The sequence below is a fragment of the Streptomyces sp. PSU-S4-23 genome (genome assembly GCF_055632315.1).
This window is the reverse complement of sequence record NZ_JBVMUU010000002.1, coordinates 429,796-451,935: the sequence shown is the minus strand read 5'-3', so window position 1 is coordinate 451,935 and position 22,140 is coordinate 429,796. Positions and strand designations below refer to the sequence as shown.

At 73.2% G+C, this 22,140-nt stretch carries 23 protein-coding genes; 14 read left to right on the top strand and 9 right to left on the bottom strand.

What is annotated here, in order from left to right; all coding sequences use genetic code 11:
* Window positions 1-25: 25 nt before the first annotated feature.
* Window positions 26-1,021: a ribose-phosphate diphosphokinase gene (locus ACZ79I_RS02775; RefSeq protein WP_471493724.1), complete on the top strand. Its 996-nt coding sequence runs from the start codon at window positions 26-28 to the stop codon at window positions 1,019-1,021.
* A 104-nt stretch (window positions 1,022-1,125) separates the two neighbouring features.
* Window positions 1,126-3,264 carry a DUF1996 domain-containing protein gene (locus ACZ79I_RS02770; RefSeq protein WP_471493723.1) on the top strand — a complete coding sequence of 713 codons (2,139 nt, stop codon included), beginning with the start codon at window positions 1,126-1,128 and terminating at the stop codon, window positions 3,262-3,264.
* Window positions 3,265-3,326: 62 nt separating this feature from the next.
* Here ACZ79I_RS02770 and ACZ79I_RS02765 read toward each other — a convergent pair whose 3' ends face one another.
* On the bottom strand, window positions 3,327-3,713 hold the full coding sequence (locus ACZ79I_RS02765; protein WP_471504715.1) for an anti-sigma factor antagonist: 387 nt from the start codon (window positions 3,711-3,713) through the stop codon (window positions 3,327-3,329).
* 319 nt (window positions 3,714-4,032) lie between these two features.
* Between ACZ79I_RS02765 and ACZ79I_RS02760 the strand changes: the two genes are divergently transcribed.
* Both ACZ79I_RS02760 and ACZ79I_RS02755 read left to right on the top strand, forming a co-directional pair.
* On the top strand, window positions 4,033-5,529 hold the full coding sequence (locus ACZ79I_RS02760; protein ID WP_471493722.1) for a hypothetical protein: 1,497 nt from the start codon (window positions 4,033-4,035) through the stop codon (window positions 5,527-5,529).
* Window positions 5,530-5,663: 134 nt separating this feature from the next.
* Window positions 5,664-6,056: a VOC family protein gene (locus tag ACZ79I_RS02755; protein WP_471493721.1), complete on the top strand. Its 393-nt coding sequence runs from the start codon at window positions 5,664-5,666 to the stop codon at window positions 6,054-6,056.
* A 31-nt stretch (window positions 6,057-6,087) separates the two neighbouring features.
* Here ACZ79I_RS02755 and ACZ79I_RS02750 read toward each other — a convergent pair whose 3' ends face one another.
* Both ACZ79I_RS02750 and ACZ79I_RS02745 read right to left on the bottom strand, forming a co-directional pair.
* Window positions 6,088-6,396: a DUF4235 domain-containing protein gene (locus tag ACZ79I_RS02750; RefSeq protein ID WP_471493720.1), complete on the bottom strand. Its 309-nt coding sequence runs from the start codon at window positions 6,394-6,396 to the stop codon at window positions 6,088-6,090.
* A gap of 39 nt (window positions 6,397-6,435) precedes the next feature.
* Complete coding sequence (locus ACZ79I_RS02745) at window positions 6,436-7,068, bottom strand: glutathione S-transferase C-terminal domain-containing protein (protein ID WP_471493719.1); 633 nt, start codon at window positions 7,066-7,068, stop codon at window positions 6,436-6,438.
* A gap of 52 nt (window positions 7,069-7,120) precedes the next feature.
* On the opposite strand from ACZ79I_RS02745, the gene ACZ79I_RS02740 reads away from it, so the two are divergent.
* Window positions 7,121-8,245, top strand: a complete 1,125-nt coding sequence (locus ACZ79I_RS02740) for a cation diffusion facilitator family transporter (RefSeq protein WP_471504713.1) — start codon at window positions 7,121-7,123, stop codon at window positions 8,243-8,245.
* Window positions 8,246-8,360: 115 nt separating this feature from the next.
* Here the strand turns inward: ACZ79I_RS02740 and ACZ79I_RS02735 are convergent, their stop codons facing one another.
* Both ACZ79I_RS02735 and ACZ79I_RS02730 read right to left on the bottom strand, forming a co-directional pair.
* Entirely contained in the window at window positions 8,361-8,807 is a 447-nt protein-coding gene (locus tag ACZ79I_RS02735) for a nitroreductase family deazaflavin-dependent oxidoreductase (protein WP_471493718.1), read from the bottom strand.
* A gap of 179 nt (window positions 8,808-8,986) precedes the next feature.
* The gene (locus ACZ79I_RS02730) at window positions 8,987-9,619 is read right to left on the bottom strand and encodes a LysE/ArgO family amino acid transporter (protein WP_471493716.1); all 633 of its coding nucleotides are present in this window, start codon (window positions 9,617-9,619) and stop codon (window positions 8,987-8,989) included.
* Between the two features lie 329 nt (window positions 9,620-9,948).
* Here ACZ79I_RS02730 and ACZ79I_RS02725 point away from each other — a divergent pair, with 329 nt between their 5' ends.
* Window positions 9,949-11,136, top strand: coding sequence for a cytochrome P450 (locus ACZ79I_RS02725; protein ID WP_471493715.1), 1,188 nt, complete (start codon window positions 9,949-9,951; stop codon window positions 11,134-11,136).
* Between the two features lie 12 nt (window positions 11,137-11,148).
* Window positions 11,149-11,364 carry a ferredoxin gene (locus ACZ79I_RS02720; protein WP_471493713.1) on the top strand — a complete coding sequence of 72 codons (216 nt, stop codon included), beginning with the start codon at window positions 11,149-11,151 and terminating at the stop codon, window positions 11,362-11,364.
* A 56-nt stretch (window positions 11,365-11,420) separates the two neighbouring features.
* Here ACZ79I_RS02720 and ACZ79I_RS02715 read toward each other — a convergent pair whose 3' ends face one another.
* Window positions 11,421-12,101 carry a sigma factor-like helix-turn-helix DNA-binding protein gene (locus ACZ79I_RS02715; protein ID WP_471493711.1) on the bottom strand — a complete coding sequence of 227 codons (681 nt, stop codon included), beginning with the start codon at window positions 12,099-12,101 and terminating at the stop codon, window positions 11,421-11,423.
* 62 nt (window positions 12,102-12,163) lie between these two features.
* On the opposite strand from ACZ79I_RS02715, the gene ACZ79I_RS02710 reads away from it, so the two are divergent.
* Window positions 12,164-12,448, top strand: a complete 285-nt coding sequence (locus tag ACZ79I_RS02710; RefSeq protein ID WP_471493709.1) for a hypothetical protein — start codon at window positions 12,164-12,166, stop codon at window positions 12,446-12,448.
* Here the strand turns inward: ACZ79I_RS02710 and ACZ79I_RS02705 are convergent.
* On the bottom strand, window positions 12,439-12,993 hold the full coding sequence (locus ACZ79I_RS02705; protein WP_471493708.1) for a TetR/AcrR family transcriptional regulator: 555 nt from the start codon (window positions 12,991-12,993) through the stop codon (window positions 12,439-12,441). The genes ACZ79I_RS02710 and ACZ79I_RS02705 overlap by 10 nt on opposite strands.
* Before the next feature lie 127 nt (window positions 12,994-13,120).
* On the opposite strand from ACZ79I_RS02705, the gene ACZ79I_RS02700 reads away from it, so the two are divergent.
* The 6 genes from ACZ79I_RS02700 (at window position 13,121) to ACZ79I_RS02675 (ending at window position 19,926) form a co-directional block, all read left to right on the top strand.
* The gene (locus ACZ79I_RS02700; protein ID WP_471493706.1) at window positions 13,121-13,654 is read left to right on the top strand and encodes a flavoprotein; all 534 of its coding nucleotides are present in this window, start codon (window positions 13,121-13,123) and stop codon (window positions 13,652-13,654) included.
* Window positions 13,655-13,695: 41 nt separating this feature from the next.
* On the top strand, window positions 13,696-14,688 hold the full coding sequence (locus ACZ79I_RS02695) for an alpha/beta fold hydrolase (protein WP_471493704.1): 993 nt from the start codon (window positions 13,696-13,698) through the stop codon (window positions 14,686-14,688).
* Window positions 14,689-14,974: 286 nt separating this feature from the next.
* Window positions 14,975-17,068 (top strand): ricin-type beta-trefoil lectin domain protein, encoded by a 2,094-nt coding sequence (locus ACZ79I_RS02690; protein WP_471493703.1) that lies wholly within the window; start codon window positions 14,975-14,977, stop codon window positions 17,066-17,068.
* A 196-nt stretch (window positions 17,069-17,264) separates the two neighbouring features.
* Window positions 17,265-17,510, top strand: a complete 246-nt coding sequence (locus ACZ79I_RS02685) for a hypothetical protein (RefSeq protein ID WP_381076766.1) — start codon at window positions 17,265-17,267, stop codon at window positions 17,508-17,510.
* 4 nt (window positions 17,511-17,514) lie between these two features.
* Entirely contained in the window at window positions 17,515-17,892 is a 378-nt protein-coding gene (locus tag ACZ79I_RS02680) for a toxin Doc (RefSeq protein ID WP_471493701.1), read from the top strand.
* Between the two features lie 312 nt (window positions 17,893-18,204).
* Window positions 18,205-19,926, top strand: a complete 1,722-nt coding sequence (locus ACZ79I_RS02675; RefSeq protein ID WP_471493700.1) for an RICIN domain-containing protein — start codon at window positions 18,205-18,207, stop codon at window positions 19,924-19,926.
* Window positions 19,927-19,935: 9 nt separating this feature from the next.
* Here ACZ79I_RS02675 and ACZ79I_RS02670 read toward each other — a convergent pair whose 3' ends face one another.
* Complete coding sequence (locus tag ACZ79I_RS02670; RefSeq protein ID WP_471493698.1) at window positions 19,936-20,913, bottom strand: 2-hydroxyacid dehydrogenase; 978 nt, start codon at window positions 20,911-20,913, stop codon at window positions 19,936-19,938.
* Window positions 20,910-22,079: a lactate 2-monooxygenase gene (locus tag ACZ79I_RS02665; RefSeq protein WP_471493697.1), complete on the bottom strand. Its 1,170-nt coding sequence runs from the start codon at window positions 22,077-22,079 to the stop codon at window positions 20,910-20,912. Before ACZ79I_RS02665 ends, ACZ79I_RS02670 begins: the two co-directional genes overlap by 4 nt.
* Between the last annotated feature and the right edge of the window lie 61 nt (window positions 22,080-22,140).

Below are 22,140 nucleotides of genomic sequence, written 5' to 3'. Positions count from 1 at the left end.
TTTTCGACCGGGAGAGGAGCGGACCGTGCGTGACATCGCCGTCTTCACCGGCAGTGCCCACCCCCGGCTGGCGGCAGAGATCTGCGCGCACCTCGGCGTGCCCCTCAGCCCCGTCCGGATCAGCCGATTCGCCAACGACTGTCTGGAGGTCCAGCTCCAGGCCAACTGCCGTGAGCGGGACGTCTTCCTCGTGCAGCCGCTGATCGCCCCCGTGCAGGAGCACCTCGTCGAACTGCTGCTGATGTGCGACGCGGCGCGCGGTGCCTCCGCGGGCCGGATCACCGTCGTCATGCCGCACTACTCGTACGCCCGCTCGGACAAGAAGGACGCGCCGCGGATCTCCATCGGCGGGCGGCTGGTGGCCGACCTGCTGGTCACCGCCGGGGCGGGCCGGGTCCTGGCCATGACGCTGCACTCGCCGCAGGTGCACGGCTTCTTCTCGGTCCCGGTCGATCATCTGCACGCGCTGCAGGAGCTCGCCGCGCACTTCCGGCGCTACGACCTCTCGCGGGCCACCGTCGTGGCGCCCGACCTCGGCTACGCCAAGGAGGCCGCGGCCTTCGCGCGGATGATCGGGGCACAGGTGGCGGCGGGCGCCAAACAGCGGTTTCCGGACGACCGGGTGAGCATCAGCGCGGTCATCGGCGACGTCGCCGGGCGCGATGTGATCGTGCTGGACGACGAGATCGCCAAGGGCAGCACGGTGCTGGAACTCCTGGAACGGCTGCGGGAGTCGGGGCCTCGGTCGATCCGTGTCGCCTGCACCCACGGTCTGTTCGCCGCCGGTGCCCTCAAACGGCTGAGCGAGCAGCCGGACGTCCTGGAGATCGTGTGCACCGACACGGTCCCGGTCCCGGCCGAGGAGCGCGCCGACAAGCTGCGGATCCTGTCCGTGGCGCCCGCCCTGGCCGAGGCCGTGCGCCGCATTCACAACGGCGAATCCGTCAGCGCCCTGTTCGAGGAGCCCCCCAGCCCGGAGGCGGGCCGGGCGCCGTGCGGCGGCAACCCGCCCCGTCTCTGAGATTGCTGTGAATTCGCGGGGCGATTGAACACGGCCGGTTTCATCTGCGTACAGGGCGGGGGGATTTTCATGCCCGGCCCGGCACGACGTCTAGGAGTACTCCCGTGAGACGCAGCACGCGCAGACGCCCTACAGGCGCACGGCGCGCGACCTTCGCAGCGGTCGCGCTCATATTGGGCGGAGGGGGGCTGGTAGCCGTGAACGTCTACGCTTCGGCCACGGAAGGCTGGGGCGGCGGCCAGAGCGGCGACCAGGTCCTGTCGTCGGGCACCGTCACCATCGACTGCCCGGACGTGGGCCAGCAGCTGACCGACATGCCGAGCGCGGTGAAGCCGGCCGTCGACAAGGAACTGGCTGCCCTCGACAAGCAGATCACCGAGGCGTACACCCGGCTGGCCTCGACGCGCCAGGCGCAGACGGACGACCCCGGCTACGTCCAGAACGCGATCCTCGGGCCGCTCAAGGAGCAGCGGACCGCGGCGATCGACCGCATCAAGACCGCGTACCAGGGGTCGGGTGCCACCGCACCGTCCTCGATCGACGGCCTCGCCCCCTGCACCGGAGTCGCCGCCGATCCGGGGCAGACCGCCGCCGCCGGCGGCGGTCAGGGCGGCAACGACGGCCAGAGCGGTGGCGGCCAGAACGGCGACGGCGCCCAGGGCGGCGGGCAGCAGCAGGGGAACGGAGGACAGGGCACCGGTCAGCAGGGCGGCGGCCAGCAGGGCGGCGGCCAGGCCGCCAGCGGCCCCGTCGCCTCGGACTTCGTGGACATCCGGAGCGTGCAGCCGAACGCCCGGAGGCCCGCCGGGCAGGCCGACGCCTCGACCGGTTCCTTCGTCACGAAGTGCGGTGTGAACGCCAACAAGAACCACAACACCGACAACGTGATCGTGGCGCCCGGTGTGAAGAACGGCGCGCACCACCTGCACGACTACGTCGGCAACCAGTCGAACGACGCCTTCGCGGACAACGACACGTTCGCGGCGGCCCAGACGAGTTGTCAGAACCAGGACGACAAGTCGTCGTACTACTGGCCGGTGCTGCGGGTGCAGGACGGCACGCAGGACTTCGACCAGAACAACGACGGCGGCGGCAAGGAAGGCAACGTCGGCCGGATCCTGGTCGCCCAGCAGGCCGAGATCACGTTCGTGGGCAGCCCGACGAGCCAGGTCGTGGCGATGCCGCGGTTCCTGCGCATCATCACCGGTGACGCCAAGGCGTTCACCAACGGCCCGGCGAACGCCAACGCCCACTGGAGCTGCACCGGCTTCGAGGACCGCCAGCTGACGGAGAAGTACCCGATCTGCCCGCAGGGCAGCCAGGTGGTGCGCACGTTCGCCTTCCAGAGCTGCTGGGACGGCCAGAACATCGACAGCGCCAACCACCGCACGCACGTGGCCTTCGCCGACGCGAGCGGCACCTGCCAGAACGGCTTCAAGGCGATCCCGCAGCTGACGATGCGTCTGGTCTACGACGTGCCGCAGCCGGTCATCGAGAACGGCCAGGTCAAGAACGCCTACGCGGTGGACGGTTTCCCCGAGCAGCTGCACAAGCCCGTCACGGACCACGACGACTTCATCAACGTCATGACGGACGGGCTGATGAACCAGGTGGTCGACTGCATCAACAGCGGCCGGCAGTGCGGCGGCGACACGGGCGGACAGCCGCAGGACACGCCGTCTCCCTCCGCATCCCCCTCGTCCGGCGGGAACGGCGGGAACGGCGGGAACGGCGGGTCCGCCCCGGGGACCGGGTCCGGTGGCAACGCGGGCGGTGGCCAGGGGAGCGCGTCCGGCGGTGACGCCGGCGGCGCCCCGGGCACCCCCTCCGGCGGCGGTCAGGGCGGTACCGGCCCCGGCACCTCCACCGGCGGTGAGCAGACGGCGTCCCCGCCGGCCGGTGCGCAGGACACCGCGACGCCGGGTGCGGGCTCGGGCGGGGACCAGGGTGGCGAGGCGCCCAGGGTGTACGCGTCGCAATCGGCGGCCCAGGGCGATGCCGCCGGGGCACCGCAGGGCGGCTCGGGCGGCTCCGGACAGGGCAGCATCGGTGAGGCGGCCCAGCCCGGCCAGGCGCCGACCTCGGGCGGGTACGCCCCGTCCGTTCCGCCTCAGACCGAGCCGCAGGCGGTCTCGGGAGGACTGGCCGACACCGGCGCCCAGCTGTGGCCCGCCGCGGCCGGCGCGCTTCTCGTGATCGCGGGCCTGGTGGTACTGCGCCGGATGGCCCGCAGGCCCTACTGACGCCGCAGGCCGGACACGCACCGCGGTGAAGGCGACGGGACCGCCGGGTCCCGTCGCCTTCATCAGCTGGTCTCCAGGGACCCGGCGGCCTCCGGCCGGCCGAGGGCCTCCTCCAGCGACGTCCACGGCGGCAGCACATGTGCCAGCCCGGTGATCCGCAGGATGCGCAGCGTCAGCGGATGGGTGCACACGAGGTGCAGCGTGCCGCCTCGCGCGAGGACGCGCCCCCTGGCCCGGTACAGCAGGCGCAGCCCGGAGCAGTCGAAGAACTCCACCGGCCGCAGGTCGATGACGATCCGCGGCTGCGGGCGGGCCGTCGCGGAGTCCAGGAACGGCATGATCTCGAACGCCGCGACGACATCGATCTCACCGCGGAACTCGAGCACGGTGTGACCTCGGTTCCGGTGGATGCGCAGATGCCGGGTGAGCGGTGTGGGGCCGTGCTGCAACACGTGGACATCGCCTCCAACCGACTCCGCTGGCAGGGGCCGAGGCCACCGGGCCGGGTGACACGTGCGCGAGCGTGGACACGTGCCGCCGGGCTCAAGTGAGCGCAAAACCGTTCCCCGCCCTGCAAGTTACCCTCGATGGAGGGAATTTGAGCATGTTCGATTGACATATGTCTTTGAAATACGGGCCAGTTGCACCGCCGCCCGCTGCGCGGGCAGGCCCTGCGCACGTGTCGTCCGCCACACACGTCCCGCCGGTTGCACCGCGCGCCCGACGGGTAGCGATGCAGCGTTTTCCGTCACCACAGGGGGAGTCGACGTGTCGGGCAGCCTCGCGCCGGTCGGGTGGAGGGAGAGCGAGCGGGGGATGTGGGCCGCCTACCGCCGCGGCGAGTGGTACGCGGACGGGGGCGAGGTCAGGGCCGCGACCATCCGCCGGCTGCTGCTCGCCCCGCCCCAGGCCGAGCCCGGCCACCTCGCCCGGCTGCGGCTGGAGGACGTGCACATCACCGGCCGCCTGGACCTGGCCGAGGCCGATGTCGCCGGAACCCTGCGGTTGCGCACCTGCCGGTTCGAACAGGCCCCGCACTTCGACGGCGCGTCCCTCGGCGCGCTGGAGCTGCGGGACTGCGAGCTGCCCGGGCTGTCAGCGGTGGGCGTGACGGTCGGCTGGAAGTGGGAGGCGACCCGCTGCCGTCTGACGGGGCCTCTGGACCTGTACGGCGCCGGCATCGGCGGCCCCCTGGACCTGACGGCCACCGAACTCGACGGCCGCGCCGACCTGCGGGACACCTCCGTGCGCGGCAGCGTCCTCCTCAAGGGAACCGTGATCCGCACTGCGCGGGGCACGGCCCTGCAGGCCAACCGGCTGCACATCGGAGGGGACCTGGACGGCCGGGGGGCGGTGACCGAGGGCACCGTCGACCTGTGCGACGCCCGGGTGGGCGGCGGTGTGCTCCTCGAAGGCGCGACGATCGCCTGCGCGCACGGCCCGGCGCTGCGCGCCCACGGCATCGACGTGGGCGCCGAGTTCAACTGCTGCGACGGGTTCACCGCGCACGGCAGGATCTCCCTGAGCAACATCACCGTCCGCAGCAGGGTCTGCTTCGAGGACGCCGTCATCGACGTACCGGCCGGACGGCCCGCCCTGACCTGCCGCCGCTCGACCGCGTCCGAGCTCTTCCTGAGCACGCGCGAACCCGTGCTCGGCACCGTCGACCTCAGCCATACGCGCGTCACGGTCCTGCGCGGCACCCCGGACACCTGGCCGAAGGCGATACGGCTGGAGGGGGTCGTCTACGACAGCCTGCTGCCCCAACTCCCCGCCGCCGAGCGGCTGCCCCTGCTCGCCCGGGATCCGGACGGCTTCACCCCGCAGCCGTACGAACAGCTGGCGGCCGCCTACCGGCAGCACGGCAGGGACGGTGACGCCCGCACCGTGCTGCTCGCCGAGCAGCGGCGACTGCGCGGCACCTTCGCCTGGCCGGGCAGACTGTGGAGCGGCCTGCAGGACATCACCGTGGGCTACGGCTACCGGCCCCTGCGCGCCGTGTGGTGGCTCGCCGCCATCATGATCAGCGGCACCCTGCTGTTCAGCCTGTGGCCGCCCCAGGCCGTCGACCCGGGCAAGCCGCCGCACTTCCAGCCCGCCATCTACACCTTCGACCTGCTGCTGCCCCTCGTCGACTTCGGGCAGGAACAGGCATTCAGTCCCCGAGGGGCACTGCAATGGGCGGCCGTCCTCCTCGTCTGCCTCGGCTGGCTCCTCGCCACCACGGCCGCGGCCGGCGCCAACCGCATTCTGCGGCGGGCCTAGGCCCTGTCCCGCGAGTCGCACCGGCCCCGTCGTCCTGGGCGTGGCCCGTGACCGACTGAAACCCGGGGACGGGGATACCCGGGCAGCGGATGCGGGCGGGCCGGCGCCCGCCCCCCGATCCCCACGGAGGAAGCATGGCACTGGTGGTGGCGGGCGTCGTCGTCCTGGACTGCGCCGAACCCGAGAAACTCGCCGCGTTCTACCGGGAACTGCTCGACGGCGAGGAGACCGACACGACCGCGAACCGGGTGGAGATCCGGGGCGCCGACGGGGTACGGATGGCGTTCCGCCGGGACGTCAACGCCGCCCCGCCGAGCTGGCCCCGCCCCGAGAACTCCCTCCAGGCCCACCTCGACTTCCTGGTGGAGGACCTGGACGCGGCCGAGCGCAGGGTGGTCGCTCTCGGGGGCCGCCCGCTGGACGCCAAGAACGCGCCCGGACCGTACGAGGAACGCGGCTGCGCCGATCCCGCGGGGCACTCCTTCATCCTGCGCCGTACGAGGAGCATCGCGCCGAAGCAGGGGTGAGACGGCGGGCGGGCGCGCGGCGGGGCGGCGCTCAGTCCCGGCCGCCCCTCGCGGCGGCCGGCCACACACCCGTCGAGCGTTCGATGGCCTTCGCCCCCGTGCGGTCCGCCACGCTGCGGGCGATGGCGAAGAGGGCACCCTGTACGGCGGCGGCGAGCAGGATCTCTCCCCAACCGCGGTCCCTGTCCAGCGCGTCGGGCGCGTCGTCCTCGTGGCGGAGCGCCTTCCAGGTCCTGCGGAAGGCGACCCCCGCGAGGGCTCCGCTCGCCCAGCCGAGGGCGAACCCCACGGGCTTGTAGACGAGTGGAAGCTTCGGCTTGCTCTTCTTGTCCCTGGCCACGTCCCTCTCCTTTCTCGTCTCTCGTGGTTCCGTGCCCGCTCAGGGCCGTCCGGCGGCCGGAACCTCCTCGTCCGCCGGCACCGGTCCCGGCGGGGTGCCGTCACCGAACGGGCGCCCGCCGAGCCGCTCCCTGCCGTGGGAGGTGAGCCAGCCGGCGAGGTCCGGACCGAGCGGCACGATGCCGGTCGGGTTGATGCCCGTGTGCACCCGGTGGTAATGCCGTTTGATGTGGTCGAAGTCGACGGTGTCACCGGATCCGGGCGTCTGGTAGAGGTCCCGGGCGTACGCCCACAGCACCCGGTCCTCCGTGAGCTTGTGGCGGTTGCGCTTGAAGTGGCCGTGGTGGACGGGATCGAAGCGGACCAGCGTGGTGAACAGCCGGATGCCGGCCGCCGTGATCGTGTCGCCGACCAGACAGCGCCGCCCCGCCAGGCGCTCCGACAGCCACCCCGGCCGGCGGAACACATCACCGTACGCCTCCTCGTACTCACCGAGCAGCCGCCGCGCGATCACGGCGCGGCTCGCCCACGGGCTGGCCCTGCCGGCCACCAGCCGGTAGCGTCCGGCCGCCACGGGCCAGCCGTCGCGGCCGTCGGCCGTGATGCGGTCGGCGAAGTGACTCGGGGACCGCCGAAACCGCGTCCCGCCGTACGCGCTGTTGCCCTCGACCATCACTGCCGCTCCTGACCCGGGCGTCCGCCCGCACGCCGGTCGGGTTTCCCGGATTTCCGTCCCGACACCGTGTGAGACGCCGGCACGGGGGCAGTCGGGCCACGTGAGCGGGACATCCTCGAGCGCACAGCCGGCGAACCGGGCGCCGTCGCGTCCGGCGCCTTCCCACGGCGACCCGCCGGGACGAGAACCCGTACGACCCCGCGGGACCCCGGACCGCAGGACACGCGTCACGGTGCTCGTGGCACTCGGAGCGAATCTGCTGATCGCCGCGGCGAAGGCCGTGGGCGGAATCGCCGCGGCCTCGCCCGCCCTCCTGTCGGAGGCCGCGCACTCCGTCGCCGACAGCCTGAACGAGGTCTTCCTGCTGGCCGCCCTGCGCCGCAGCCGCCGCCCGGCCGACCGCAGCCACCCCTTCGGGTACGGCAAGGAGCGGTTCTTCTGGTCGCTGCTGGCGGCCGTCGGCATCTTCGTGATGGGCGGCTGCTTCTCGTTCTTCCAGGGCTTCGAGGCGCTCAAGGGCGGTGCCCACGAATCGCACAGCGGCTATGTGGCGGGGCTCGTCGTGCTCGGGGTCGCGCTGCTGTCGGAGGGCGCCTCCCTGCTGCGCGCCCTCCACCAGGTGCGCCGGCAGCCCGGTCCCCACGGGCGGGCACTGCGGGACCCGGCGCTGCGCACGGTCCTGGCGGAGGACAGCACGGCGGTGCTCGGGGTGCTCCTCGCCATCGTCGGCATGGTGCTCCACATGGTCACCGGACAGGTCGCGTACGAGGCGTCCGCCTCACTCGCGATCGGCGCGCTGCTCGTGTACGTCGCCTACCGGCTCGGCCGCGACGCCCGCGACCAGCTGATCGGCCACGCCGCCGATCCGGAGCACAGCCGCCGGATCCATGCGCTGCTGGAGGCGCAGCCGGAGATCGACAGTGTGGAGGCGCTGCTCACCATGCAGCTGGGGCTGGAGTCCACCCTGGTGGCCGCCCGGGTCGACCTGGCCCCCGGCCTGGACAGCGAGGAGGTCGAGGACGTGGCGGTGCGCATCAAACGCTCGGTCGCGCGGACCGTCCCCGAGGCCGATCAGATCTTCCTCGACATCACGGACGCCGCCACCCGCGCGCAGGCCCGGCGGCCGGGGCACGGGGACGGCCCCGCCGCGACGGGGGACCACGGCGGGGCCTGAAGGGCAGGTGCCCGGCCGAGGGCGGATCATGCACGCGGATCGTCACCGCAACCGCCGGGTCGAGGCCCGGCAGGGCGAGGACCACAGCTCACCCGGCCCCGGGGCGGGGTGACGCTCAGCTTCCGGTCGGCTCCAGGACGAGGACGGGGATCTCCCGGTCGGTCTTCTTCTGGTAGTCGGCGTACGGCGGATACGCCGCGACCGCCCGCTCCCACCACACCGCCTTCTCCTCGCCGGTCACCTCACGGGCCGTCATCTCCCGGCGCACCGGCCCGTCCTGGATCTCCACGGCGGGATGGCGGGTGATGTTGTGGTACCAGACCGGGTGCCGGGGCGCTCCGCCCTGCGAGGCCACCACGGCGTACCGTCCCTCGTGCTCGACGCGCATCAGCGGTGTCTTGCGGATCTTGCCGCTCCTGGCGCCCAGGCTCGTCAGGATGACCACCGGGAGCCCGGTGTCGAGCAGGGTCGTGCCCTCGGTGCCGCCCGAGCTCTCGTACAACTCGACCTGTTCGCGGACCCACTGCGTCGGGCTGGGTTCGTACTCGCCCTCAAGAGGCATGGCATTCCGTCCCATCGTCGCGTACGGCTGCTGTTCTCGTCGGTGCGGGCGCGTCCCGCGGCCTCGGCCGCGGGCGGCCCGCTTCATGATTCAACACCAGCCGTTGCGCCGTTCATCCTCACCGCGCGCCGGGGGCCAGGACCGGCCAGCTGCTTCTCGGGGCGGGGGCGGCTTTTGCGTCACACCGGCCCCGTCGTCATCCGCACCGCCAGCGCCGCGATCACCACGCTGGAGGCGAGCGCCGTCACCAGGCGCCCGCGCGGTCCGGTCAGCGCGCGGCCGAGCAGTGCGCCGCCGCCGGCCAGCGTCAGCTGCCAGCTCGCCGACGCCGCGAAGGCCGCGAGGACGAACGTGCCCTGCTCCAGCGGCCGTACGGCGTCGGTGGTGCGGCCGCCCAGCACCAGGGCGGTGAAGTAGACGACGGTGGTCGGATTGAGCAGCGTGATGCCCAGCAGCCCGAGGTAGGCCCGCGCCGGGCCCGACGGCGCCGCGCGGGTCGTGGCGTCGGTCGCGGGGGAGCGGTACCGGCGAAGGGCGGCGGCCGCGCCGGCCACCGCGATGACGATCAGCACGAGCGCGGACAGCAGGCGCAGCGGCACCAGCACCGGCTGCAGCACGGCGGCGAGCGCCGTGCCGCCCAGGGTCGCCACCAGGGCGTAGACCCCGTCCGCGGTGGCGACGCCCAGCGCGGCGCAGGCCCCGGTGCGCAGGGATGTGCGGGCGGTGAGGGAGAGGAGATAGGCCGAGACCGCTCCGACGGGCACGGCGATGCCGTAGCCCGCGAGCAGCCCCGCCACGACCGCGGCGGTCACGATCGGGGCAGGCCGGGCCTCCGGCGGCGGCCGGGCTGCTGCTGGACCCGCACGGGACGGACGTCGGCGCAGGTCGGCAGCAGGAAGGCTTCGGTGATCGGCATGCGCCGATCCTGGGGGGAAGGGCGGCTGCGAGGCAACCGGATTACGATGGCCGCGGCGTGACCCCGCGGCCTGTGCGGCCGGACGACGGTGTTCCGCCATATCCGGCATCCGGCGGAACTGGCCGAACTTCGGGTGGTTCTGTAGATGCCTGGGGCATCTAATTGATGATCGGCAAGAGCGAATCTTCGCGTGCGAGGTCATCCATGACGAAACCCGGTACGGCCATGTCAGAGCCCGTCGCCTTCCCGCAGAACCGCACCTGCCCCTACCACCCGCCCGCCGCCTACGACCCCTTGCGCACGGATCGGCCCCTGACCAGGGTCACCCTGTACGACGGGCGCGACGTCTGGGTGGTCACCGGGCACTCCGCAGCCCGTGATCTGCTGGCCGATCCCCGGCTGTCCTCCGACCGGACCCGGCCCGCGTTCCCGGCGACCACCGAACGGTTCGCCGCCGCCCGCAACCGAAGGGTGGCGCTGCTTGGCGCGGACGACCCCGAGCACCACACACAGCGCCGCATGCTGGTTCCCACCTTCACCCTCAAGCGGGCCACCGCGCTGCGCCCGCGCATTCAGGAGACCGTCGACCGGCTCCTCGACGCCATGGAGGCCGCGGGTCCGCCCGCCGAGCTGGTGAGCGCCTTCGCGCTGCCGCTGCCGTCGATGGTGATCTGCATGCTGCTCGGCGTCCCCTACGCCGATCACGAGTTCTTCGAGGAGCAGTCGCGCAGGCTGCTGCGCGGCCCGGCACCGGCCGACACCGAGGACGCCCGCAACCGGCTGGACGCCTACCTCGGGGAGCTGATCGACCGCAAGAGTGAGGAGCCGGGCGACGGGCTGCTCGACGAGCTCATCCGGGAGCAGGTGCGGGAGGGAGGGCTGGACCGGGCCGAGCTGGTCTCCCTGGCCACGCTCCTGCTGGTCGCCGGGCACGAGACGACGGCCAACATGATCTCCCTCGGCACGTTCACCCTGCTCCGGCATCCCGAACGGCTCGCCGAGCTGCGCGCCGATCCTGGCCTGACGTCCGCGGCGGTCGAGGAACTGCTGCGCTTCCTGTCCATCGCGGACGGTCTGCTGCGGGTGGCCACCGAGGACATCGACATCGCGGGCACGACCATCCGGGCCGGCGAGGGCGTCCTCTTCTCCACCTCCGTCATCAACCGCGACACCGCCGCCTACCCCGAGCCCGACACCCTGGACTGGCACCGGCCGGCCCGCCACCATGTCGCCTTCGGGTTCGGCATCCACCAGTGCCTCGGACAGAACCTGGCCCGGGCCGAGCTGGAGATCGCCCTGCGCTCCCTCGTCGCACGGCTGCCCGGTCTGCGGCTGGCCGCCCCGGCGGACGAGATCCCCTTCAAACCCGGAGACACGATCCAGGGGATGCTGGAACTCCCCGTGACCTGGTAAGAGGCTGGGCCCATGACCGGCGACATCTCCATCTCCATCTCCATCGACAAGGACGTCTGCATCGGAGCGGGGCAGTGCGCCCTCACCGCGCCCGGCGTCTTCACCCAGGACGACGACGGCTACAGCGAACTGCTGCCCGGCGGGCAGGAGGGCGGCGACCCGCTGGTGCGGGAGGCCGCACGGGCCTGCCCGGTGGGCGCCATCACCGTCACGGAGGACGAACGGTGAGGGGAACACGGTGGAGGGGGGCACGGTGAAGGAGGAGCGGCTGCCTCGGCGGCACGTCATACGCCGAGGACGGCGAGATCGAGCCGCCGCAGCCGCACCGGGTCGGCGATCGCCTCGTACGAGGTGACCCTGCCGTTCCCCGCCGTCACCCTCAGCACCAGACGCAGCCGCCCGCGCGGGGCCACGACCGCACCCACGGTCCCGTCCACCAGCGCCACCTCGGCGAACCGTGCTCGCCGGCGGAGCAGCGCCGTCTGCTCCGCCACGGCCCGTGCCCCGCGCGGCTCCGCGGCCCCGCCCGGCGGCAGCGCCGCGGCGTCGGCCCGCCGTACGACATCGGGGGCGAGCACCGAGAGCAGCGCGTCGATGTCACCGCCGCGCGCCGCCGCGAGGAAGGCCTCGACGACCTGCCGGTGTCCCTCCCGCACCGCCGCCGGCCGCGCCGAGGTCCCGCGGACCTTGTGCCGGGCGCGGCTCGCGAGCTTCTTCGCCGCCACCGCCGAGCGGCCCACGATCGGTGCGATGTCCTCGAAGGGCACGGCGAACGAGTCGTGCAGCACGAACGCGATCCGCTCGGCGGGGGAGAGCCGGTCGAGCACGACCAGCAGCCCCGGCCCGACCGAGTCCGCGAGCAGCGCCTCCTCCTCGGGAGCGGATGCCCGGCCGTCCGCCCCCACCTCGTCGGGCACCTGACCGCCGTACGCCTCCTCGCGCCGGGAAGCGCGCGAGCGCAGCATGTCCGGGGATCGACCGGGTCACCTTCCCCGGAGCCTTTCTCGATCCCGGGACCGGCGGCAGCGTGCTGCGGACCACCCGGGTCGTGGTGGCCGTGGCCCGCGGCGGCGCCTGCGGACCGGGCACGCCCCGTGAGGCGATGGACTTCCAGCGGCCGTATCTGCGCGCCTACTTCACCGAACACGGCGTGGCCGAGGAGAACCTCCACTTCGTGCAGGCCGAGATGGCCCTCGCCGCCGTGGTGCCCCGGACGGCCCGCTTCCGGGACCTCGCGGACGCGTCGCTCGCGGCGGCCCGTGCGGAGCTGACCGAGCTGGCCGCCCGCCCGCCGGCCCCGCTCTACCGGTAGGCCGCCAGCAGCAGCCCGGCGGCCCTGCCCGCCTGCTCGGCGGGCTCCGTGGTGCCCTCTATGCCGGCGGTCACCATGGCGCCCTCGGCCAGCAGATACAGCTGGTCGGCGAGGGGCGCGGGCAGCCCCGCGTCGGCCACCAGGCCGGCCAGGTACGCCTTGAACGCCTGCTTGTGGGCGCGGACCTGGGCCAGCACCCGTGGTGACGTGGCGCCCAGCTCGCCGTACGAGTTGATCCAGGCGCAGCCGCGGAAGCCGGGCTCGCCGAACCACTGGCGCAGCCGGTCGAACACGGCCAGGATCCGCTCCACGGGGTCCGCGTGCCGGTCCACATGGTCGGCCAGCTGCTGCCGCCAGCGCACGTCACGCCGCTCCAGATAGGCCTCGACCAGCTGCTCCTTGGCGGGGAACAGCTGGTACAGCCGCTTGAGCGACACCCCGGACGTGCTGCGTATGTCGTCCATCCCGACGGTCTGGACGCCGCGGCCGTAGAACAGCCGCTCCGCGGCGTCCAGCGCCCGGTCGCGGGCGAGTCCGCTGTCCATGTGCGCGCCCCTCCTGGGCATCCTCGACGGGGAGAACCAGCGTTCTCTACGGTAGCAGCCGTGCGGCGGGAGCGCGCTCGCCGCCGTCCGCCGGTTCGCCGAGGCCGCGGTTCACTAGGGTGCGCACGTGACCCAACACGCCTCCCGGCCCTTCCTCTACGTCGTCGTCTGCGCCGCCGGGGTCGCCCGGGACGTGGGCACGCTGATCGCGGCCGCCCAGGAGCGCGGCTGGGAGGTGGGTGTCATCGCCACGCCGCTCGCCCTGCGCTTCTTCGACACGGAGGCGGTCGAGGCGCGGACGGGCCGCCCGATCCGCTCCGCCTGGCGCCTCCCCGGCGATCCGCGGCCGTTCCCGGACCCGGACGCGGTCGTCGTGGCCCCGGCCACCTTCAACACACTCAACAAGTGGGCCGCGGGCATCTCCGACACCCTCGCGCTGGGCACCCTGTGCGAGGCGTACGGGCTCGGCGTCCCGATCGCCGTCCTGCCCTGCGTGAGCGAGGCGCTGGCGGCCCACCCCGCCTACCGCGCCGGCCTCGAACGGCTGAGCGGCATGGGCGTCCGGTTCGGCGACCCGTACGCCGGGGACGCGGGTGAGGGCGGTACCCACCCCGCGTTCGGCTGGGAGCGGGTCCTGGAGCTGCTTCCGCCGCGCAGGTGACGGACCGTCCCCGCCCCGGTCCGACGCTCTACTGTCGTGCCATGACCGCCGACCGCATCGCGCCGGCCGTTCGCGACCACGGGGGCGACGGACCGCCCCTGCTGCTCCTGCACGGCGCGGGGCGCACGCTCGCCGACTGGGCTGCCGTCGCACCCCTCCTCGTGGCGCGCCACCGGGTGCTGGCCGTCGATCTGCGGGGCCACGGCCGCTCCCCCTCGGGACCGTGGCACCTGCCCGAGGTGCTCGGCGACATCGAGGAGGTCCTCACGGCCCACGGGATCCCGGGCGCCCTTCCCGTCGGGCACGCCGCCGGCGGCCTCCTCGCCGTGCTGTACGCGCTGGAGCACCCGGACTCCACCCCCGGCGCCGTGGACCTCGACGGGTTCGGCTGGGGAGGACCGGAGCGGTACGTGGGCCTCGATCCGCACCGTGCAGCACAACACCTGGCACGGCTCAAGGAGTTGAGCGCCGAGGGCCTGGGGCGGGAGCTGCCCGCCGAGGGACTCGGGGGCCTGCTCGCCGAGCAGCGCGCGATGTCCGACCGCCTGGGCATCCCCTACGAACTCCTGGAGGCCGGCGCGCTGCGCTCCGTGCGGGAGCGGAACGACGGGGTCCTGGAGATGCGGCCCGGACGGGAGCACGGCCGGCAGATGCTCGCGGCCGTCGACGCGCTCGACCCCTTCGCCCTGTTCCGTGCGATGCCCTCGCCCCTGCTGCTGGGCCGGGCCCGGCGGCCCGCGCCGCCCGTCCCCGGCCCGGACGGTACCGATGCGATGGCGGCCGCCGGCGCACAGGGGCTCGCCCGCGAACTCGCCGCACTGGCCGAGGAACGGCCCGGGGTGGCGGTCGTGGAGATCGACGCCACGCACGCGATGCTGCTGGAGAACCCCAGGGCGGTCGCGGACGCGATCCTCACCTTCACTTCGCTCGCCTTTTCGAACGGCAACTCCTCCGGTGCGGCGCCGCCGGAGGAATTCCCGGGGTCAGAGAGCGGGACGGACCCGGAATTCCCGGCATCGCGACGCCCTTATTGACTCTCCGTCGAACGGGCGGCGCGCACCGGGAAAAGCAAAGTGAGGAAGTCTCTTGTTCGGCCTCGGTGACCTGTGCAAAGGTGTCACCGACGGCACACGGATCATTACTTTTCGCCGTGGCGCATAAGGGCGTTGTCCTTCTCCGCGTGCTTCGGAAGAGCTGATCCGGGTCGACGGACGACATACCGGGCGACCCTCCCAAGACCACCTCCCCGCGTGCTGTCGGCCGAGCTGTGCCCCCTGTTGCTGTACGAAGAACTGCCGTGGGCTTTGGAGGAACGTGGACGTGAAAGACGGGGTCCCGCAGAATTCCCCCACCCCCCTTCCCGCGTACGACGCGACGGACGAAGAGCTCGCCGCCGAACTGAAGAAGTCCGGCGGCAGGAGACCCGTACACCACCCGGTGGGCGAACTGCTCGACCGGCATTGGGAGGCCGCGTTCTCCTATGCCCGTCTGTGCACGGACGGGGCGCATCCCGCGGGAATGCTCACCACTGCGGCGTTCACCCGGCTCTTCGAGGAATCCGCGAGGCAGGGCGGACCGACGGCCGCATGGCGGCCCCACCTCCTCGTCACGGTACGGCGGCTGGCGGCGGAGTGGGACTCCGACCACCGGCGCACGCTTCTGCACCCCGAACTCCGGTCCCGCCCGGGCGGTGGCGGGCATGCCGCGGCACGGCTGCTGCCGCCCGAGAACCGGCGACTGGTGTCACGCGCCTTCCAGCGGCTGACCGAGCCCGCCCGCTGTCTGCTGTGGCACGCCGAGGTCGAGCGCGAGGAACTCGCCGCTCCCGCGGCCCTGTTGGGGATCGAGACGGCCGAGGCGGAGATCAGGCTGGAGCGGGCACGTGAACTGCTGCGGGCGGTCTGCCTCGACGTGCACCGCGAGTTCGCGCCCGACGAGGAGTGCCGTCGCTACGCGCGCCTGCTGGACGTGTCACTGCACCGCGGCGACAGTGTCCTCGATCCCGACCTGCGCCGTCACATGGACGGCTGCCTCCACTGCCACCACACCGCAGAGCAGTTGGAGGGCTTCCACCAGCGGCTTCCGCTCCTCCTCGCGGAGGGGGTGCTCGGCTGGGGGGCACAGACGTACCTCGCCACCAAGGCCCCACGGACCGAGGCGGTTCGGGCGGCGAAGGAGCCCATGGCCGTACCCGTCGGAGGGGAGCCGCTGATCGACCCGGCCGATGTGCGTCAGGAGTTCCCGGCCGCCGGGCCCCAGGTGCCGGCCGACCCGGCCGAACCGAGCGGCGCTCCTCCCGCCCCGGTGGCCGCGGCCCTTCCCCCGGGCGGCCGCCGCCGTGCCCCGCGTGCCGCGTCGGGTGCCCCCGGCCCCCGCTCCACCGCCGCACACAAGGCCCCCCGGCGCCCCTCGCCGCACCGGCGTCAACTGACCCTCGCCGTGGCGACGGTGAGCGCGCTCGTCCTGATCCCGCTGGCCCTGTGGTCCGGCGCCCGGTCGGGCGGGGACGGCCGGTCCCGCACGGGTGTACCGTCCGGTGAGCCCCGTCCGGGAGCGAAGGGGAGCGGCTCCGGATCGCCCTCCTGGGTGGGCGCCGCCGCCGACGTGCCCACCGGCGCCTTCGAGGGCCGGCTGCGCAACCAGGACAGCGGGCTCTGCATCGGGCTCGACGCGAAGACGGCCGTCGCAGCAGCGGAGGCCGTGCTCGTCTCCTGCACCTCGTCCATCACCCAGCAGTGGGCCTACGAGGCCGACGGCCTGCTGCGCAGTGTCGCCGCCCCCGACCTGTGCCTCGACTCCCACCTCGGCTACTCCGTCCAACTCGCCCCGTGCGCCGGGCAGTCGCGGCCGGAGACCAGGAACGTCCGGTACGACTTCACCCTCCAGGGCGCGCTCGTCCCACGCTGGGACCAGGATCTGGCCCTGACTCCCGCCTCCTCGGCCCGGGGCGCCGGACTCGTGCTCAAGCCCCGCACCGAGGACGACACCCAGCGCTGGCTCGCCGACACCTCGAACACCCTGCGGATGCAGTCCGTGAACTGGGGGACCACGGCCGAGTCCGCGGCCCCGGAGCCCCGCGCCACCGGGTCGCACGGCGCCTCCTCCCGGAGCACCGGAAACGGGTCACGGCCCACCACGTCCTCGCCCTCCGCGCATCCGCCCGGCACCTGCTCGTCCCCGTACTGCCCACCGGACGGCCAGGGCGGCCACGGGGGCTACGGCGGATACGGCGGCGGGCACGGGGGATACGGTGGCGAGTACGGGGGATACGGCGGCGAGTACGGGGGATACGGCGGGTCCGGCGGTTACGGGAGCTACGGCGGTTACGGGAGCTACGGTGGGTACGGGAGCTACGGCGGCTGGGGCGGATACGGCGGCGGGCAGTACGACGCCGCCGGCGGCGGCCGGCGCTGACCCCGGGCGGCCGCGCTCACCACTGAGGGCCCGGGAGATCCACTGCTACAGGCCCGTGGAACGTGACGTGCGTCTCGTTCCATGGAGCCGTCCGCGACGGACTCCCTTGCCTGGCCGCCTTCTTCCGGTACCGCTCTCCCCCGCATCTGACCTGGGGGTATTTACGGGTAAGTACCCTCGGGGTACCGTGAAGGGCATGCCAGCCCTCAACGTGGAGTTCAGTGATCGGGAGCTAGAGGACCTGCGGCAGATCGCCAAGGAGCGCGGTACGTCGATGAAGGCCCTGGTGCGTGAGGCCGCCGCCGCCGACATCGCGCGGCACCGGGCCCTGCAGGAAGGCGCCGACGCCTTCCGGCGGTTCTTCGCCACGCACGCGGAGGAGTTCGCGGCCGCCTTCCCCGATGACGAGCCATCCGCCACGAGCGAGGGGCGGGGCGCCTGACCCGATGCCCTCCGCCCTCCATATCGACGTGCCCTGGCTGCTCCAGCGCCACGAAGAGGTCCTGCCCGACCAGCCGGTCATCAACGACTTCTCCGCACTGGTCGCCGCCGTCGCCCGCCACCGCGTGGACCCGCCCCGCCTCGGGGTGGACTCCGACCCGGCCTGGCGCGCCGCCGCCCTGCTGCACACACTGGCACTGCTCAAGCCGCTGCCGTCGGCGAACGCGCGCTTCGCCTGTGCCACCGCGGTCGCCTACATGTTCGTCAGCGGCGTCGGCATCGACCCGCCGTACGGCGCCCTGGTCGATCTCACCCGCGACCTGATCTCCGGCAAGACCGATGTCTACGGCGCCGCCGACCGGCTGAGGTCCTGGCAGATCTGACCCCGCACGGGGCGCATGACATCTCGAAGGCGGTCCCCCCTTTCACAGGGTGCCGATGTTCTCCAAGTGCCTTGTTGGGCCTCGGTGACCTGTGCAAGGGTTGCCTTCCCGCCCGTGGGCAGGGCCGGGTCCGAATCGCCGCTCGCTGTTCCGGGCTGTCGGCGAGCTCACAAGGCTCATTCGCCGGCAGCCGCCGGGTGTGCTTCCCCCGTGCCTTCCCCGGCGCTCCCCGCCGAAAAGGTCCACACCAATCCGGCCCCATTCGGTGAACAACTCCTTGTGCCGCCTTGCGCCTTGGAAGGAAACCGCTCAGTGCACACCCCCCACCCCCCGCGTCCCCCCTACCCCCCTCGTGCGGGCACGGTCCCCGAGGAATCCGACGAAAGCCTCGCCGCACGCCTCAGAGGCAGGCCCGCGGGCGAGGTCACCAAGCCCGTCGCCCTGCTCATGGCCCGGCACTGGCAGTCGGTGTACGACTACGCGGTCATCTGCCTCGCCTCCTCGTCGAGCGTCGCCTCCATGGTCACCGCCACCGCCTTCCACCGGACACTCGGCCGGCTCCAGGGCGCCGGGTCCGGGACCGCGTTGCGGCCCCGGCTCCTCGTGGCGGTGCGGGACACCACGCGGGAGTGGTCTGCCGAGGAACGGATATCCGGCGTCCTGCCGGAGCTGAGGAAGCCCGCGGGCGGCCGCGGTATGCGCGCGGCGAAGCATCTGACGCCCGAGAACCGCGGCCTCGCCGAACGGTCTTTCCAGGCACTGCCCGGACTCGCCCAATGCCTGTTGTGGCACACCGAGGTCGAGGCCGAGCCCATATCCGTTCCTGCCGCTTTGCTGGGCATGGACGCCGAGACCGCGGCGGCCACCCTGGAGCAGGCGCGCGAGCAGTTCCGGGCGGGCTGTGTGCGCGCACACCGGGAACTCGCACCCAGCGACGAATGCCGCTACCACAACCGGCTTCTCGACATCCCCATTCGCCGGGGCGGCGCACTGCTGCCGGACGTACAGCGGCATCTCCTGGAGTGCGGCCACTGCCGTTTCGCCGCCGAGCAACTCAGCCATGTCGAGGACGGGCTGGGCGGACTGCTCGCCGAGGCGGTCCTCGGCTGGGGTGCCCGGCGCTACCTCGACTCCCGTCCGGGCCGCACCCCGTACGGCGCCCGCGGCCGGGACGAGCCGGGCTCCGGCACCGGACGCCGGGGCGGCGGCGGACGCCACCGGCTGCTCACCCAGATCCCCTCACCGGGCCGTCGCCTCCTGGCACTGGAGCGCAACACCAAGGCGCTGCTGACCGGTGCGGGCATCGCGACGGCGGCCGTCCTCGCGACGCTCCTCGTCCCCGGCGTGTGGCCGGACGACGACGGCACCGACCCGGTCGCCTCGACCAGCGCCGGCGGCGGCCGCACGGTCCTCTCGCCCGGCCCCGGTGGGCAGCCACCACAGGGCCCCTCCTCGTCCTCCGGCGCGGCGGGACTGCCCACGGCCCCACAGCAGACGAGACTGCGCAACGTCGCCGCGGACCTCTGCCTCGACATCCGCGGCACCGTGCGGCCCGGGGCGGGCACCCGCCTCGCGACCTGCTCGTGGGCGTGGACCCAGCAGTGGTCGTACGAGAGCGACGGCCTGCTGCGCAGTGTCGCCGACCCCGGACTGTGCCTCGGCTCCCACTCCACCGACGGGGCCGTCGAGCTCGCCCCGTGCACCGACGCGGGCCAGCCGCACGCCGCCGATGTGCGCTACGACCTCACCGTGCGGGGCGATCTGCTGCCGCGGTGGAACGAGGGCCTCGCCGTGGCGCCCGCGGACACCGACCCGGACGCCGCCGTCGTCGTCAAGGCCCGCGACGGCTCCGACACCCAGCGGTGGGCGGCCGACGGGCAGTCGGCCGCCCCCCAGTCGCTGTCCGCCGGGACGGCCGGGCCGTCGAGCACACCGGTCGTCCGGCCGCGGCGAGCCGCGAACCCGCCGGTACCGGCGGAGCGGAGGCGGGAGGGGCGGCCGGAGGCGACCGGCCGCCCGGCGGTCACGGTCTGAGGCGCGCCGTCAGGAGACGATGTCCCGCGGCTCCTTCCCCGCCACGAAGTCGGCCGCGTTCTGCACCGCGGCCAGAGCGATGCGCACGAGGGTCTCGCGGGTCACCCCGGCGACGTGCGGGGACAGCACCACGTTCGGGGCCTTCAGCAGCCGGAGGGCCGGGGTGGGGGGTTCGGGGTCGAAGACGTCGATCCCCGCACCGGCCAGCGCACCCCGCTCCAAAGCGTCCGCGAGGGCGTCCTGGTCGATCAGGGCGCCCCGCGCCGTGTTGATCACGAACGCGGTCGGCTTCAATAGCGCCAGCCGCTCGGCGTCCAGCAGATGCCGGGTCGCCTCCGTCAGCGGCGCGTGCAGCGTCACGTAGTCCGACGCGCGCAGCAGTTCGTCGAGTCCGACGTACCGGGCGCCGCCGAGGCGTGCCTCGGTCTCGGCGGCCACCCGCTCGGGGCCCGTGTACACGACGGTCATGTCGAAGACCACGGCGCGGCGCGCGACCTCCTCGCCGATGTGGCCGAGTCCCACGATGCCCAGGGTCTTGCCGGACAGCTCGGTGATGGACTGCTGCAGCCGCGGCAGTGCCCAGTCGGCGTCCACGAGCGCGGTGTGCGCCGGCACCAGCTGCTTGGCGAGGGCCAGCATCAGCGCGAAGGTCTGTTCGGCCACGTTCTGCTTCTCGGCGCCGCTGGAACCGATGTTGCACACGGGGACGTTCCGGGCGCGGGCCGCGTCCAGGTCGACGTAGTCGAAGCCGTGGCTCGCGCACTGGATCAGCTTCAGGTCCGGTGCCGCGGCGATGTGCTCAGCGGTGACCGGGCCGAGGCCCGTGACGATGACCTGCGCCGCGCGCAGTGCCGCCGGATCCTCGTCCGTGCTCTCCACCACCGTGACCTCGGCCTCGCCGGGGAAGAGGGTGGCGAGCGCGGCCCCGGCCGCGCGGCCCCCGACGTGCGGTGAGACGACGGCGAGGACGTTCGTGGTGTCGGTCATGCGGTTTCCTCGATCAGGTCGGCGGGGCCGACGGTGGCGGGGCCGGCGTGTCCGGACAGGGCGAGGGTGAGGTCGAACTCGGCGAGCAGACAGCGGATGAGATGCTCGACGCCCGGCTGCCCGTCGAGCCCGAGCGCGTACGCGTACGGGCGTCCCACGAACACCGCCCGCGCCCCCAGCGCGAGTGCCTTGAAGATGTCGTCCCCGGTGCGGATCCCGCTGTCGAACAGCACGGTGAGCCGGTCCCCGACGGCCTCGGCCACCCGCGGCAGCGCGTCCGCCGCCGCCACGGAACCGGCCACCTGCCGGCCGCCGTGGTTGGAGACCACCACGCCGTCCATCCCCGCGTCGACGGCCCTGCGGGCGTCGTCCGGGTGCAGGATGCCCTTCAGCACGATCGGCCCGTCCCAGTTCTCCCGCAGGAACGCCAGGTCCGGCCAGGTCTTTCCGGGATCCGCGAACATGTTGACGAAGTGCAGCACGGCGGCGTTGGGGTCCTCGTGCACCGGTTTCGCCAGACCCGCCTGGAACGCCGGGTCGGTGAAGTAGTTGGCGGTGCCCACCCCGTGCAGGAACGGCAGATACGCCTGGTCGAGGTCGCGCGGACGCCAGGCCAGCAGCGGGGTGTCCAGGGTGACGACCAGGGCCGTGAAACCGGCCGCCTTCGCCCGGGCGAGGAAGCTGCGGGTGACCTCGCGGTCCCTGGCCCAGTACAGCTGGAACCAGCGCTCACCGTCGCCGGACGCCTCCGCCACCTGCTCCATCGGCGTGCTGGAGGCCGAGGACAGGATGTACGGCACACCCTGCGCCGCGGCCGCGCGCGCCGCCCCCGGCTCCGCTTCCGGATGCATGATCGACAGGACGCCGATGGGCGCCAGCGCCAGCGGGGCGGGCAGCCGGCTCCCCAGCACCTCGACGGACAGGTCCCGCTCGTGCACGTCCCGCAGCATGCGCGGGACGATCCGGCGCCGCTCCAGCGCGGCCCGGTTGGCGCGCGCGGTACTGCCGGAGCCCGCGCTGCCCGCCACATAGCCGACCGGGCCGGGTCCGAGCCGCTGCTCGGCGAGCTCCTCCAGCCGGGTCGGATCGGTGGGCAGCCGCGGCACGGCGCCCGTCATGCCGTTCAGATATATCTCGTACTGGAAGTCCGCCCAGTGCTTCGTCATCCCGTACGTCCCGCCTCTCGTCCCTGAGACCGCGCTGTACGCGACGATCCTTGCGACGGTG